Origin of the sequence: Paenibacillus vortex V453 (assembly GCF_000193415.1) — a bacterium.
Classification (GTDB): domain Bacteria; phylum Bacillota; class Bacilli; order Paenibacillales; family Paenibacillaceae; genus Paenibacillus_AQ; species Paenibacillus_AQ glucanolyticus.
On the sequence record NZ_ADHJ01000025.1, the window covers coordinates 39328 to 53961 of the forward strand.

A 14634-nucleotide genomic window follows, 5' to 3' on the forward strand; every position below is an offset into this window, starting at 1 on the left:
AGCACAGCAAAAAAGACAAAGAACGGAGAGGCAGTCTCTCCATCTTTGTCTCTGATAATACAGCCTAATCGTTTAGCAAAACATACGGTTACTTAGGCTTCGTCAGAATCAGGTCTTTTGATTTGAAGAGGTGGAGGCACTAGCCATCCTTTCTCTTTGTTCATCTGAAGGATTCTGACTCCTAAAGCCGTCTTGGTTAGGTGATATTTGGCAAATAATGCACCGACATCTTCTCTGATAGACTGCCCCATGACTTGGCTAGCTGCAACTAACCCTAACGAAGTATCGGCTGCTATTTTGGCTGCAATTTCAGGATCCGTGAATCTAGCTCCAGCCGGAATATCTTCCAGCTTCACAGGAGGCCGCTCAGGCAGCATTGGTGCAGGGGCAATGCCATTTTCGGTTAATAGGGTATCACATTCTTTAATCTCAAGTTTGGCTTGATCCAGCAGATCATCCAGAACTTTCTTAAGATCCTTGTCACCTGCATGATTCAAGTATGCTTGATAACAGGAAACGAATCCTTTGGCTGCCATGGAGCATTGCCATATGCTAAAAATCTCTCCATAATGCAGTGGTTCATTTTTGGGATTGTCACTCAAAATGCCCATCTTCAATTCTCCTCCTCATACGATGTCGGTTTACCAAGTTATGTTTTACCAAATGCAATGATTATATTCTTGTCCGTTACGAACATTGGTTAGTTAACCTTGGTTTCCACAATGCCCCATTCAAAACTTCCGTTTGGATAGGTTCTTGTCTCATTCTCGTCCTCAGCTCGAGACAAGAACTTGTTCCGATAAAACAAAAAAGCCGCTAATTTAGCGACTTTTACTGGAACTAGTCTTAATGCAATCAACCGCTTATTTCATTAATCTCGCTTTACTTCATTATCGTTCGGAATTAATTCATACAAGGCACGAACATCACAACCGATGGAATCGGCAATCGATATCGCAATTTTGAGCGGCATCACTCTTTTATTTTCAATAAAGTCGTAAATTCGTTCCGGTTTAAAAAGCAAGTCTTTTGCCAGCCATTCCGCTGACTTTCCGGATTCCATCAATCGTTCATTCAGTAAGCAACGTCCTAGTTCAAATTTCAAGAAGTGATGACCTCCTGCATAAAATAATATAACCTTAATCTGATTCGAGCTGCCGCTTTGTCTTTCGTTTCACTAAAGCGATGAGGGGTGGACTTGTTCACTTGAAACAATACCCCTCCAGGGTCGCAACAAGTGAAGACGGAACGTCTATTTCATCCTTAATATAGCTTCCTCCTGGAATATAAATTCCTTTGGAGGACAATCGTTCGACTTGAGACGCTAATCGTGTGGAAAAACCGGGAGAGAGTAGTTGGGGGTCCAGCGCCACTATAAATAGGCCAACACCAGGCGAGGTTCTCCCTTCATCAAAGGATGGAGCATCAAGTGACCAATTGGCGCCCGTCATACCTGCGGCGAGTATTTCAACCATGAGCGCTATATTGGCGCCTCGTGACCCCCCAAAAGCAAGCAACGCGCCCTTGAGAGCTTCACGTGAATCATTAGTACTTTGCCCCCTTCCATCGATGGCCCAGCCTTCGGGAATCATCTCTCCCCGTTCTGCCGCTTTCCGTATATTTACAAACGCTGTAGCGCTAGATGCCTGATCCAAAACCAAGGGAGCCCTGTTATCGACAGGCGCGGCAAATGCGAGAGGATTGGTGCCATAAACAGCCTCCTTACTTTGTCCCGCGGTCATTAAAGCAGGTCCATTGCTGGTAGCTATAGCTACCAATCCTTTATGGGCAAGCCGCCTGACATAATAGCCCAGCTCTCCAGCAGTATAGCTGTTCTTTAACGAGAGTACGGTTACTCCATAAGTGCTTGCCCGTGTTTGCAGTTCCTCGAAAGCGTTATCAAAAGCAAGTTGGGCGATACCACCCTTGGCGTCGGCCTGAATGATAGTAGGTGTTGGATAGAAAAGCGCCGGCTCTTCTGTACCAGAAATGCGTCCGCATAAAAATCCTTCCAGATAGTCGGGAAGATGAGCAAATCCAACCGAAGTCCGACCTGAACATTCTGCATCGATAGTTGCTTCAGCAAGAGAAATCGCCACCGCCATGCTTGCTCCAGCAGCAACACATACGCGAATAGCGAATTCCCTTGCACTATTAAGATCGTATCGCATGGGCTATAATCCTGAAACTCGAATAAATTTGTGGCTTTAATAGGGTGGGCAAGATTGCGAACGGTCTAATCACTGTTTTCTTGTTTCCCTTCAGCATTTTGTCACGCTCCCGGTCTAACGTTCTCTTTGAAACGCGCAAACCATTTCTCATAATTATATCATAAATAAATCTTGGCCTAGACAAGCCATTGAAACCTAATTTCGTCATGTTTAACTCTCAAAAGGAGCATGTTTTTGTCCCTCGACACAATGATATTATTTTTTTTCGTAAAAATAACCCCTTATGATTACCTGGTTTGTATCTTCGGTCACTACCTCATCCATATCTCGGTTAGCAACTTCATCTCGTGGAAATTGTTTGGGAAATGGAGCATAATAAAATTCTCCATGTTCAGTTACTACTTTTTCCGCTGGTTCCGTTCGAGCTTTTCTGGAGTATTCAATTTTCCAATCTGGTAATGCTTCTTTTGGTGGAGTAACGTCATGAATAGTCGAGTCTACAACTTGCTTACTATCTATAAGTTCTCTGATTATAAAAAATGCGCCCATTAATACAAGACAACATGATGAAATGACTATAGCTCTTGTTATATACTTCTTATTATTTATTATCACTCACCCCTTCTAAGATGCTATTTGTTGATCGGTAATCCTTCCCTGAGAATGCCTAGACGTCATGACTTGTATGTATATATGATCACACTGGGATGATCTTTTCGCCTTTGTTAGCCGAATTTCACTTCAGAAAACCCACGAATACAAGGATCCCTTTCAGCAAAGCGTTCACACTCCTCCTTCAATTGGCTGTGCTATTCTTAAAATAGACGCTGATCCTGCTACTTTAGTTGGATCTTGTTTTGAAAGCTAATTCACGATATCGGAAAAACGATAACCCAAGCATAACTTTCTCTCTGTTATATAGAGCAGATAACTATCAGCTACTTCATGCTATCTGTGGTTTAGCGAGGTCAATTGGCGTTCGTACGCAGTACAGTCTAACGCTGACGAACGTTAGCTTTGACGGCTTCTCGGATCGGCATGGATCCAGTATTGAGTTCGAGAAATCTGCTGGCTGATGCGGGGTTCGTGAAGCAACTCGGCAAGTGTCTCAGCGACATCAGCGCGAGCTATCTGTCCGTGGAACTCGGCGGGCCCTAGTGAAACGGAGCCAATTCCGGGATCGTCAACAAGCAAGGATGGGCGAAGAATCAGCCAATCTAGATCACTACGACTAAGCGCGATGTCTGCTTTCTTCTTCGCTGCAAAGTAATACTCCACCTCATCGGCAAGGTCCCTCTCACGCCAAGACTCAGGGAGTACTGAAACCAGCGCAAGACGGTTGACTCCTGCCTGGCGAGTTGCGTCGATCGCTTTTGCGACGCCGTGATCATCAATCGCCATTGTGTCCTCCATGCTGCCGCCATTAGACCCTGCACTGAATACAATGACGTCAGCGTTACCGAAGGCTGCCGCAAGCTCTTCCACGGCTATGCTACTCAGATCTCCGACTACCGCATCCATGCCCTGCGCTGCGAGGTCTGCCCGCTGTTCATCGCGGCGTACGAGCCCGTGAACGGTATCTCCCTTGGACAGAAGCTTCTGCGCTAGCAGACCACCGACCTTGCCCGTAATTCCGATGATGAACACATGAAGCCTTTTATTCTCACTTACTGTATCATTAAGCAATTTACTTCTTGCCATGGTTTTTCATCTCTCTTTCGTTGTTATGGCGTGATATGAAACTCTCAGTTGAGTCCATCATATCATTGTGTAAAAGCGGTACCGAAAATTAGAGCGAGCCATCTTCAAAACCCTCAGCTAGAATGGAGATTGCGAAGACAGCATTCGAGAGGAGTTTTGAACATGGCTCAATATCAGATTACCCTAGATTCACAGCTCTGCATCAGCCTTTTCACAGGAGATTCTCGGGATGCAGGTGTTCCCAATCCTAATATTGATACTACAGAAAGGAATTTGATCACCCCGATTTAAATTGAAATTAGTATTATTGAAGTTATGGAGGGTAGAACGTCCATTGCATTCATAGGAGCAGCGCGATAAGATTTTAGTTATTACATAGCATAAACTTGGAGGCTCTTTCATGATAAATAACAGACCTGTACCTTGGCGAGAAGTTTTTATAGACGAGGTCACTCACACCATCACGGGCAATGTACAGATTTACGAGTCATTTCCGATTCCACAATTGCGGACGGAGCGCAGAATTTGGATTTATTTGCCGAGAAGTTATAACGAAAGCAATCGCAGCTTCCCGGTCTACTACATGCAGGATGGCCAGAACGTATTTGATCAAGCGACGTCTTGGGGATGCGAGTGGGGTGTCGACGAGACACTGGAACAGATGACACTGGAGGACCCGGCACTGGAGGTGATCGTGGTCGCTATCGATCATGGGGGTGACGACCGCAACCATGAATATAACTTTACGATCAACGCGGAGTACAACTTCGGGGGCAAGGGTGCGGCGTATGCGGATTTCCTGGCGGAGACACTTAAACCCTATATCGACAGCCACTACAGGACGCTTCCTGAAGCGGAATTTACGACCATTGCTGGAAGTTCGTTTGGTGCTTACGTCTCGTTGTATACGGCTATTCGCTATCCGGATCAGTTTGGCCGTGTGGGCGGGATTTCCTTTGTTATGTGGCACGACAGTGGCGGGATCATCCAATTGATTCAAGAGTCGGACCTCTCCCCTGTGCTTCGCGTCTATCTAAGCATTGGAGAACTGGAAACCGACAATCCCGACTTCAATCGGCTTGCCTGCGAGCACGTCGCATTGGTACACCAGACCTTGATAGCATCAGGGGTTCCCGAGAAGCAGATTCGATTCGATATAATTCCTGGCGGAACACATCACGAATCCACGTGGAGCGTGCTGTTTCCTGAAGTACATCGATGGCTGCAGCAGCCATAGGACGGATATGCGTAAGAGGAAACTGCAGAAGCCGCTTATTACGACTTATTTTGCTGAGGAAGGTAATTTGCCCGTTTTGGCCGACTCGGAGAAATAAATCATCTCAACAGGTGAGATGGGCTTTTGTCTCACTTGCCTCACCTTTTTCTCTAATAAGTCATCTTGAGTTTCACCTGAGTAGTCCCGTCGATACCTGCCCTCCTCCAACTTCATGTCGATAAAATCGACGACCTGCTGCAGCGAGTTGATCTGGCTGACCATATTATCCCGATGGCTCCTTAAAAGTTCCACCAGCTCGGGATATTCCGCGGGATCGGTATCGGCGGAGACTGCCAGAAAAGGGCGCATTTGCTCTAGCGGCATCCCCGTTTTTTTCAGGCATGGTATCAGCCGGATCGTATGGATGTCCTCCTCCCGGTAGATGCGGTGCCCGTTGTCCTTCCGCTCTGCACGAGGCAGCAGCGAAATCTTTTCGTAATAACGGATCGTATCCTCCGTAATTCCGGTTAACTCGGCGGTTTGCTTTATTGTGTAGAATCGCTCTTCCTTCATCCTGTTCCCTCCTGAAGCTTGTGTTTCTGGCATTATACATCTTGGTGCTGGCTCCAAGTCAAGTTTCTAATTCTTTAGAAAAAAACGTTGGTTTCGCGCCTTGACTTGGAGTCGACTTCAACTTGTAGAGTGTGAGCTATCAGGGCAAATACCCTGGAGATCAGGAGGAGATGCACAATGAACAAGAATCCACGTGAACATATCGCTATTAATTACAGGTGCAAGCGCCGGGATCGGGTTGGAATTAACACGAAAGTTGCTGTCAGAGGACTGGCAGGTGATTGCTTTGAACCGTTCCGACTTTCCGGCGGAGGATGTGAGCATCCATCATGCAATAAAGAGTGGATCACTTCGACTTTATAAAACAGATGATCTTGCCGATTATGCCAGCTTGAGAGGTACTTTGGAAGAGATTAATCGCAAGGAGCAGCGAATTGATATTTTGTTCAATAACGCCGGAGGGTCCTTTCCCGAGCTGAGTTATTCGAAACAAGGACGCGAGAAGCATTATGAGCTGTTGACGGTCGTTCCGTATATTATTCTGATGGAGTTGAAGGAACTCCTAAAAGCGGGTCGCTTAAAAACGGTGATCAACACCTCATCTTCAGCGCTAAAATTTACTAAAGAGTTCACTATCGATATCCTGGAACGTCCCAAAACCTTCCGCAAGCTGCTTGGTCCTTACGCGACATCAAAGCTGGCTCTTTCACTCTGGACTCAGGCCATCGCGGCGCAGCTTGCCAAGGATGACATCAAGATTCGCAGCGTTGACCCAGGTAGCAATAATACGCTAAGAAAAGGAAAACAATCCGGATTGCCCTTTTTGATTGAAATACTAATGAAGCTATTTTTCTCCCCTCCTACTCACGGCGCGAACAAGCTGTATGAAGGAGCTTTAGGGGAACACCACAATAAAACTGGCGTGTATTTGCTGAAAGGCCAGGTTGCGGAATTAAAATTCAAAGACCAGGCATCAAACGTTCTGGAAAGAATTCAAGCGGTTTATGAACACGAATTTTTACAAGGTAACTTTTAAGTTAGTTGAACAGAGGCAGCTGATCTCGTAAACGGCAGCTTCTGCGCCAGCAGTCCGCTGATCTTGCCCATTATCCCAATGATGAACACATCCATACCCTGGATTCACAGCTTGTGCATCAGTATTTTGCAGGAAAATCTCAGGATGCAAGAAGGCACAACCTCATTTACTTACCTGTCCTTCTCTTCTCGGCTTCTGGATAACGGTCGCCAACAATTTGGATCTTGCCAATCTCATCATTGATTACCCTCACCTCCTGTTCAGTGAAGACGATATCGCTTGCTGCAATATTTTCGGAGATTCTATTAACGTTGGTTGTCCCTGGAATAGGTACGATATAGGGCTTTTGGGCAAGAATCCATGCGAGTGCTACTTGCGCTGTGGTTACATTTTTCATCTCAGCCACTTTATTCAAATAATCAACAATCACCTGATTTGCTTCCATCGCTTCTTTAGTAAACCGCGGGAGCTCCCCCCGGTTGTCGTTCTCGGGGAAAGAAGCGTTCTTATCTATTTTTCCGGTAAGAAATCCACGACCAAGAGGACTATAGGCTACCAAACCGATTCCCAATTCTTCGAGTACGGGGAATATGTCCCTTTCAGTTTCCCGCCACCAAATCGAGTATTCACTCTCCACTGCCGTCAGCGGTTCAACGCAATGCGCACGACGAATCGTTTCAGCGCCCGCCTCCGACAACCCCCAATGGAGGATCTTCCCGTCTTTTTTCAACTGCTGCATGGTCAACGCCACTTCTTCAATGGGAACCTTTGGATCTACGCGATGAATGTAGTACAAATCGATATAATCCGTTTGTAATCTTTTTAAGGACCCTTCCACCGAATGGACAATGGATTCTGGCCGGCTGTCCAGCTCATTGGTTAAGCCAGTGATCTTAAAGCCTCCTTTCGTTGCAATCTGTACCTTACTCCGTTGCCCTGCGAGCGCCTCCCCAACAAGCTCCTCATTTGTGTAAGGACCATAAACTTCCGCTGTATCCAACATCGTAATGCCCGAATCAATAGCTGAGTGTATAACGGAAATCATCTCGCGACGGTCTTTTGCCGGTCCCCGATGATGGTTTAATCCCATACATCCAAATCCAACCTCCGAGGTCTCCAAACCGTTGTTGCCCAGATTCCTTTTCTTCATAATCATTTCCTTTCTTAACCGTTTTTTTTCAAGTCCACAATTTTGTGTATGTTATATACCCATAGTAATTTTCTGCGCGAAAAATTTCAAATGCCTATGATGAATGTTTTATCATGCCTAATATGTATCGTATAATCATCAGGAAACCCTCCATCAGATTATGAAAGGATGATATGAAAAATGGATATTCGTGTGTTTAAGTATTTTTTGACGGTGGCTAAAGTTGGAAACATAACAAAAGCAGCAGAAATCCTTCATGTTACACAGCCTACCCTAAGCAGGCAGCTGATGGACCTTGAAGAAGAATTGGGGACTCGTTTATTTATACGCGGCAAAAGACAGATCACACTAACCAATAGCGGTCTTTTGTTTCAACAAAGAGTCAAAGAATTGGTTTCTCTCTTAGATAAGACAGAAAGAGATCTGGCAGAACAAAAAGATTTGATTGGTGGAGTGGTTTCTGTTGGTTGTGTAGAGTCCACGGTATCAAGAACTTTGCCAGAATGGTTAGAGAAATTTTCGAATCAGCACCCTAGGGTGCAATATGAATTGTATAGTGCAGATGGAGATGACATTCGGGAGAAACTTGACCGAGGAAATGTAGATATCGGAATTCTATTGGAACCGATTGAAACCGCTAAATATGACTATATTCGATTGCCTCATCAGGAAAAGTGGGGGATTCTGATGAGACGTGATGATCCTCTAGCCGAAAAAAAGTCTGTTAGTATCCAAGATATCCTTTCCTTACCCTTGATTGTACCCCGACGTACCATTGTACAGAATGAAATTACAAGCTGGCTTGGTGTTGAGGAGGATAACCTTTGTATTATTGCATCACATAATTTATTGACGAATGCTATGCTGTTGGTGGAAAGGAAACTTGGATATGCAATATGTGTGGGTGGAGCCTATACAATCCGGGAAAGCAGCAGCACTTGTTTTGTTCCTTTTGAACCTGAACGAATTACTACCCATGTCATCGCTTGGAACAAGAATAAGATTTTCAGCCCAGCTACTGCACACTTTATTCAATTTATAAAGGAAACATATCATTCGTGATATTCATCCCTGATCTATTAGATATCCACTGGGTTCACGGTCATTTCGAGAGTTTGTTTCTTGAATGGTTACCAGTCTGACTCACCCATATTTGCTTGTATCACGTCCTCCCAATTGGTATTAAGCATCATCTCGGAAGAATCCCCATGAAATGCCTTCATGGCTTCCTGATCATCAAGCAGCTGATATCTCATCCAAGCCGTCAAGTACCCCCTATGATTGCCACCGTTGCCTTCAATCGCTGTATGAGCTGCACCTTTGGCCATCCCCATCATCACTGGCGTGCTTGCGTTCGTACTGTGCAAGGCTAATTGATTCGTTGATACCGGCGAGATTAGAAAATCTCGTGTACCGCCCATAATGAAGAAGGGAACGGTAATACGCGATGTATCGTACACATCTTCCGGATCACAATGCTTCAAATCCGGGAGAGCGATGGACACAACCGTCTTAATCAACGATCCGCTTTTATAGTTGGTATGAGCATTAATGACCCCCGTAGACCCTTGAGAATGTCCAGCCGCACCAATATGTTCTATTTGTACTTTTTGATAAAACAAGCTGTTTGCTCGTTCGTTTTCATATTTCAAATAATCAATAGCCCCCACAATTTCTTTGCCTGTTCCTGTTGTCTTGCTATAGGAATCGATTACAATGAATCCCCAGCTTGCTAGATGAGTGAAGAGCTCATCATAACGATCTGGCGTGGCATCTGTTCCATTTCCCCATGAAATAATAGGATAGGTTTCGTCTCCTTGAAATGCGGGGTAGTATACTCTAAATAAAGCCTCCCCGCTCGAACTCTTCACTTCTTCCAACTTTACAGAATGGCTTCCTTGCTGTGCATATCGCTGCTCAATGCTTCCTTCTGCCAGTTCGGGTACATTGGAATGAATGATGATTTGCATGAAAATGGTTATTGAAACTGCAACGATAAGAACTAAAGTTGATACCCATAACATCCACTTTCGTTTTTTCTAACACCGGCATAGACGTGACCTCTACGATAGTCTATAGACTTCTCTATCGTGTTCTCTGTTAAATTATGAAACTGAATGGATATACGTTAAAAGAGGTACTTATGTTTCGTTATACGCGAATTTCTTTTATTCACAACGTTTCATGCTGGTTCAAGTTATACAACTCGGATGCAGTGTGCGCACTCCTCCCTGTGTGCACGCTGCTTGGTTCAGGGCATGCTTGGATGACTGGTTGACCATATGTCTAATCGATCTTGGCAGGATACATATGCTCTATAAGAAAGTTCATTATTCGTTGAGCCACACAAGTTCTTGTCCAGTCGAAGACAGAATTTGTACCCAGTAAAACAAAAAAAGCCGCTTGAATAGCGACTTTTAATGAGACCATTTATGTCATCTGCGTCTTTATTTCTGTTGTCGCTCGGCCGATCATTCCTGCTACTCAGTGGCTCTCAAGATCACAGTAATCGCCTCTGCCCGGGTAGCCTGGGATTTCGGTTTCAACATGTTGTTAGGGTAGCCGGTTATGATTCCATACGCTGTCGCCATCATGACCGCATCATGTGCCCATGTGGAAATCTTGTCCTGATCGGCAAAGCTTCTATTCGTAATCGTTTGATTGATACGCAAAGCATTAACCACCATCACGGCCATTTGCTCGCGGGTAATGAAGTCATCGGGAGCGAAGGTACGCTGATCGTATCCCTGAATAATCCCGTTTGAATACGCAGCAGAAACGGCTTGCTTCGCCCAATGATCCGCCATATCATCAAATGTGTTGCTTCCATCACTTGTTAGACCCAGCGCTCGCACCAGCATCGCAGTGAATTCAGCACGGCTAATCGTACGATCAGGCTTGAAACTGCCGTCGATATAACCGTTCACAATGCCTGTTCCTGCAAGTTTCTCGATGTTCTTCTCCGCCCAGTGACCTTGGATATCTGTAAACGCAGCCCCAATTCCAGGCTCCTGGACGATCTTTCTCTCGACGACTGCAAATGTGCTGAAATGGTCGGTCGTACCGCTTACCGTTCCTGCCAGCCAATCTACGACGATGTTATCTAGTTCTACCCACTCTTTCAGATCTTCGTTGAACTGATAAAGTCGGAGTTCATCGCTGTCTTTACGACTGGAATCCACGTCAAATTTCAAACTGATCGTTACGTCTTCATCAAATTTCCCTGATACATCTTTCTTCAACTCAATAACTTTACTTACCCACTCGTTCACCCTCTCTTAGAGGAGGGACAGCCTGAAGGGTTAGTTGATGTATGGATACATAAAACGGTCGTTTCAGAGCTTTGGCAGGGATTCGGACTTGCCCACCATCAAAAACAATCGTTCTGCCCTCCGCGCCTACCAGAAAGCTGTTGCTCGGGAGCGATGGTACATTGGTTTCGTGCGTTGGATTGGTTTCGTTTACTTCATCAATCCTCTTGGTGATCAAACGATACCGGCTGGAAGTCAGATTACTCGCATTGCCCGCTTGATCACGGGCTCTGACATGCAAGTACCAATCACCCTCCACCCCGTTCTTACCAAGCATGGCCCCGTCCACAAACGACATCCAGCCAGCGGTTGGCGCAGACATATCGGTCGTCCAGACATATTCCAATGAGGATGCATCTGGCCTACTTCCTGTGTCAGTCACCGTGACGGTCGGTGTTACCACTGCCGTCTGTATTTCACTGCCATTTGGATGGATGGTGATTGTCGGTCGTGTACGATCGATCTTCACCAAGATCGTCAGGGAGAGCGTATCCCCCGCAGCGTTGGATACCTGAAACAGGATGGTATGCTCACCTTCGTTCGATATTTCAAGATTTCCTTTATTGTCATACGGTTGTAAGGCGCCTCCATTCAGTGAATAGGTAAGACCATTAATTCCGCTGACTCCCGATTCGGCATATACGCTCACGATGACATTTGCCTTGCTCCATTCGCCGCTTACATATTCGCTTCCATCTGCCTTTACAAGTGTTGGCGTTAGCGTGATTCCTGTCGTGCTTATGTTGACCGTCCGTTGTTCGACCGCTTCATTATCTGCTGTATCAACGGCTTTGAACGTTATCCGATGAACGCCGTCATCCTGTAAGACGATATCCGATACATAAGGACTCCATGTCACTTCGTCATCCAGAGAATAGGTAAACGAAGTCACGCCGCGCTCATCCGATGCTTCGGCGCTTACGCTCACTGCTTGGTCGCTCCATGAACCATCGACATACTCCCTTCCATCCGCAGTGGTCATCGTAATGACGATAGATGGCGGCGTATGATCAGCCGGAACCATCCAGACGATCTCGACATCCGTAACACCAAGCAACGCATGGTTAGCAGCGTCGGTTATATTTCCGGCTGCCATATCGTAGGAGAGTTGCACGCGCTCGTTTTCTTCGAACACTTGATCCACGCTAAAGACAAGCTCCTTCGTGCCCATTCCATCAACACCAGTGATGGTTGTGGAGTTGCCGTTAGCCGTAATCGCGATCCCCGCAGCATCCGTTAGTCGGACATCTTCATCGAAGGTTACGATGACCCGGTTCGGATGATCACTTTCGATCTTCGCGCTGACGATCGTTGGTGGGGCAGCATCCCATTCGAGATTGCTTGTGATCCCTTGCAGGACGGGGTACATCTTCCCTTCTTGCAGCAACCAAGTTGCCCCGAAATCCCATTCGCTACCATAGGCGGAGTACTGCTTCATGTTCGACGTCTTTTGCGGTTCCCCTTTGCCTGTATCGGACTGACCTGACGTTTCCAGATTATAGAGGCTGGCGGTAATCGTGTCGAATTTCCGTCCCACCAGACCACCGACTTCGTTACTGCCTTTAACCTGACCAGCAGCGTAAGTCGTACCGATCTTACCGACATTCCGTCCCACCAGTCCGCCGACTTCGGCGCGACCACTAACGGAACCTGTAGCGTACGCATTATGTACCTGACCACGCTCATTGCGCCCCACCAGTCCGCCAACAAAATCCATACCGGTAACATGACTTGCGGCGAATGACCGGTTAATCTCTCCCCCCGTATCCAGATGTCCTACCAATCCGCCAACATTGAATTGACCATTAATTGTTGCACTTGAACTGGAACCTGTAAGCTTGCCATAGTGATTTCCAACCAATCCCCCAGTCATGCTGGTTCCGGTAACACTCCCTGTTGCATGAACCTGCGTGATTTGACTGCCAGAATCGGTCTCTCCTGCCAGCATGCCTGTATAGCTGTCTCCGGAGATGAATCCGCTCTTCAAATCCAGATCCCGAACCTCACCGCCGGAAATATGGCCGAACAACCCAACATTCGATAAACCGTTTCGATGGATATAAAGACCCGTAATAGCATGACCTTGGCCGTCGAGTGTGCCCGTGAAAGAGGTGCTCCTGCTGCCAATCGGTTCAAAACCATACCCATGACCTGCACCCGTCGCCCACATATCAGAGCGAGAGTCGTCCTCGAATGTCGCTTCGAAATCAATATTCTTCGACAAGGTATACTGTGCTGACAAATCCAGTTCCATCAATTGCAGCTGATGGGAATTCTGGATGACGGTCGACCATTCCGTCCGCAGAAACGGCCGTGTGGAGTCTTCGACCATAAACCAATCATTCGTGAAATCCCAGTCCGGATAGCTGGTTTGGATAAGCGCCTGTGCTGTAGTGAGAGGGGTAGCTGCGCATTTATTATATGTATCGTTTCCGCAGGCGCTGTTTAAACCGACCGTTTCGGTATCCCAGAAGCTGCTGCTTATTTCTCCGCTATTGTCCCCAACCAATCCACCGACAATATGGTTGCTCCCGTTGACATAACCCGTGGCATAAGAATGACTTATCAAGCCGTGGCTCGTGCTGCCCACCAATCCTCCTATGCCACTCCGCCCACTGACGGCGCCAGTGGCATAGGAGTTGCGAATGGATGCGGAAATATTAAACCCGACTAGTCCGCCCACCATGTTCTGCGCTGCCGCTAACGGCCCCAGCGGCGTATGAGCGGATGATCTCTCCACCTTCATTGTCTCCTACTAATCCCCCGATGATAGACGTACCGGAGATGGTACCGGTAGCGTAGGAATTACTCACCTTCCCGTCATTGCGTCCTACCAAACCGCCAACATAAGTGACGCCACTTACATCACCGGTGCTGTAAGAAAAGGTGATTTCACCGTCAATGCCATTATAGCCTGCCACCCCTCCGACGATGCCCTCATTGCTGCTAACCGTTCCTGTAACAAAGGACCGGTCCACCCTGCCATAGTTGCGCCCCGTCAGCCCGCCTACATCGAGTTTTCCTGTGATCGAACCTCCTTCGAGAGCGACATCCTCCAACACCCCGCTGGAACCCATAACCCCGAACAGACCGGCAACATCAGCATGTGGACGATGTATGGTTAGATTGCGAATCACATATCCCGCTCCGTCGAGAGAGCCGTTAAACTCGCTATGGATAATTCCAACGGTGCCGATAGGTATAAATCCTTCCCCATTGTTCCAGCTTGCCGTATCCGAAGCATCGATATCTGCCCCTAATCTGTAATGAGCGTCTAGGTCATTACGCACGGCGTTCAATTGATCTAATGTGGTGATGATGTATGGATTACCCGCAGACCCGTCTCCTGACATGCCGACCTGCAAGTAGCCAAATGCCTGAAACGGGAAAGTTCCTATCCATAGCACAAAAACCATTAAAATACAGAAGATGCGTCTCATTTCATCTTTTCTTCCTTTCATTATTTTCGATAGCCA

14 protein-coding genes and 1 pseudogene are annotated in these 14634 nt (G+C 46.7%); 4 read left to right on the top strand and 11 right to left on the bottom strand.

The features are described 5' to 3' along the window. Positions 1–92: 92 nt before the first annotated feature. The 5 genes from PVOR_RS15125 to PVOR_RS15145 form a co-directional block, all read right to left on the bottom strand. Complete coding sequence (locus PVOR_RS15125) at positions 93–611, bottom strand: DUF3231 family protein (protein WP_006210179.1); 519 nt, start codon at positions 609–611, stop codon at positions 93–95. Between the two features lie 260 nt (positions 612–871). After that, positions 872–1105: a hypothetical protein gene (locus PVOR_RS15130; protein ID WP_006210180.1), complete on the bottom strand. Its 234-nt coding sequence runs from the start codon at positions 1103–1105 to the stop codon at positions 872–874. A 97-nt stretch (positions 1106–1202) separates the two neighbouring features. After that, a complete protein-coding gene (locus PVOR_RS15135) occupies positions 1203–2171 on the bottom strand; it encodes an Ldh family oxidoreductase (protein ID WP_006210181.1) in 969 nt (322 codons plus the stop codon). A 255-nt stretch (positions 2172–2426) separates the two neighbouring features. Further along, complete coding sequence (locus PVOR_RS15140) at positions 2427–2786, bottom strand: hypothetical protein (protein ID WP_006210182.1); 360 nt, start codon at positions 2784–2786, stop codon at positions 2427–2429. A 396-nt stretch (positions 2787–3182) separates the two neighbouring features. Continuing rightward, positions 3183–3872 carry an NAD(P)H-binding protein gene (locus PVOR_RS15145; protein ID WP_006210183.1) on the bottom strand — a complete coding sequence of 230 codons (690 nt, stop codon included), beginning with the start codon at positions 3870–3872 and terminating at the stop codon, positions 3183–3185. A 162-nt stretch (positions 3873–4034) separates the two neighbouring features. Here PVOR_RS15145 and PVOR_RS32540 point away from each other — a divergent pair, with 162 nt between their 5' ends. Both PVOR_RS32540 and PVOR_RS15150 read left to right on the top strand, forming a co-directional pair. Continuing rightward, the gene (locus PVOR_RS32540) at positions 4035–4163 is read left to right on the top strand and encodes a hypothetical protein (protein WP_268741795.1); all 129 of its coding nucleotides are present in this window, start codon (positions 4035–4037) and stop codon (positions 4161–4163) included. A 109-nt stretch (positions 4164–4272) separates the two neighbouring features. Further along, positions 4273–5109, top strand: coding sequence for an alpha/beta hydrolase (locus tag PVOR_RS15150; RefSeq protein WP_006210184.1), 837 nt, complete (start codon positions 4273–4275; stop codon positions 5107–5109). A gap of 45 nt (positions 5110–5154) precedes the next feature. Here the strand turns inward: PVOR_RS15150 and PVOR_RS15155 are convergent, their stop codons facing one another. Beyond that, complete coding sequence (locus tag PVOR_RS15155; RefSeq protein ID WP_006210185.1) at positions 5155–5661, bottom strand: MerR family transcriptional regulator; 507 nt, start codon at positions 5659–5661, stop codon at positions 5155–5157. Positions 5662–5838: 177 nt separating this feature from the next. Between PVOR_RS15155 and PVOR_RS15160 the strand changes: the two are divergent. Next, positions 5839–6697: pseudogene (locus PVOR_RS15160) on the top strand (SDR family NAD(P)-dependent oxidoreductase). Between the two features lie 166 nt (positions 6698–6863). Here PVOR_RS15160 and PVOR_RS15165 read toward each other — a convergent pair. Continuing rightward, positions 6864–7847 carry an aldo/keto reductase gene (locus PVOR_RS15165; RefSeq protein ID WP_006210191.1) on the bottom strand — a complete coding sequence of 328 codons (984 nt, stop codon included), beginning with the start codon at positions 7845–7847 and terminating at the stop codon, positions 6864–6866. 180 nt (positions 7848–8027) lie between these two features. On the opposite strand from PVOR_RS15165, the gene PVOR_RS15170 reads away from it, so the two are divergent. Beyond that, on the top strand, positions 8028–8909 hold the full coding sequence (locus PVOR_RS15170) for a LysR family transcriptional regulator (RefSeq protein ID WP_006210192.1): 882 nt from the start codon (positions 8028–8030) through the stop codon (positions 8907–8909). Between the two features lie 68 nt (positions 8910–8977). Here PVOR_RS15170 and PVOR_RS15175 read toward each other — a convergent pair whose 3' ends face one another. The 4 genes from PVOR_RS15175 to PVOR_RS15185 all read right to left on the bottom strand — a co-directional run bounded on the left by PVOR_RS15175 (position 8978) and on the right by PVOR_RS15185 (position 14565). Next, positions 8978–9817 carry a poly(ethylene terephthalate) hydrolase family protein gene (locus tag PVOR_RS15175; RefSeq protein ID WP_234972939.1) on the bottom strand — a complete coding sequence of 280 codons (840 nt, stop codon included), beginning with the start codon at positions 9815–9817 and terminating at the stop codon, positions 8978–8980. 510 nt (positions 9818–10327) lie between these two features. Continuing rightward, complete coding sequence (locus tag PVOR_RS15180; RefSeq protein WP_006210195.1) at positions 10328–11119, bottom strand: S-layer homology domain-containing protein; 792 nt, start codon at positions 11117–11119, stop codon at positions 10328–10330. Next, on the bottom strand, positions 11100–13898 hold the full coding sequence (locus PVOR_RS29205) for a GLUG motif-containing protein (RefSeq protein ID WP_160164002.1): 2799 nt from the start codon (positions 13896–13898) through the stop codon (positions 11100–11102). The genes PVOR_RS15180 and PVOR_RS29205 overlap by 20 nt, the downstream gene beginning before the upstream one ends. Next, positions 13819–14565, bottom strand: a complete 747-nt coding sequence (locus tag PVOR_RS15185; RefSeq protein ID WP_234972941.1) for a GLUG motif-containing protein — start codon at positions 14563–14565, stop codon at positions 13819–13821. Before PVOR_RS15185 ends, PVOR_RS29205 begins: the two co-directional genes overlap by 80 nt. Positions 14566–14634 lie beyond the last annotated feature (69 nt).

Coding starts and splice junctions, on each gene's coding strand:
- PVOR_RS15155 (WP_006210185.1), bottom strand. CDS start 5,661: ATGAAGGAAGAGCGATTCTACACAATAAAGCAAACCGCCGAGTTAACC.
- PVOR_RS15150 (WP_006210184.1), top strand. CDS start 4,273: ATGATAAATAACAGACCTGTACCTTGGCGAGAAGTTTTTATAGACGAG.
- PVOR_RS15175 (WP_234972939.1), bottom strand. CDS start 9,817: ATGCAAATCATCATTCATTCCAATGTACCCGAACTGGCAGAAGGAAGC.
- PVOR_RS15170 (WP_006210192.1), top strand. CDS start 8,028: ATGGATATTCGTGTGTTTAAGTATTTTTTGACGGTGGCTAAAGTTGGA.
- PVOR_RS15125 (WP_006210179.1), bottom strand. CDS start 611: ATGGGCATTTTGAGTGACAATCCCAAAAATGAACCACTGCATTATGGA.
- PVOR_RS32540 (WP_268741795.1), top strand. CDS start 4,035: ATGGCTCAATATCAGATTACCCTAGATTCACAGCTCTGCATCAGCCTT.
- PVOR_RS15145 (WP_006210183.1), bottom strand. CDS start 3,872: ATGGCAAGAAGTAAATTGCTTAATGATACAGTAAGTGAGAATAAAAGG.
- PVOR_RS15165 (WP_006210191.1), bottom strand. CDS start 7,847: ATGAAGAAAAGGAATCTGGGCAACAACGGTTTGGAGACCTCGGAGGTT.
- PVOR_RS15135 (WP_006210181.1), bottom strand. CDS start 2,171: ATGCGATACGATCTTAATAGTGCAAGGGAATTCGCTATTCGCGTATGT.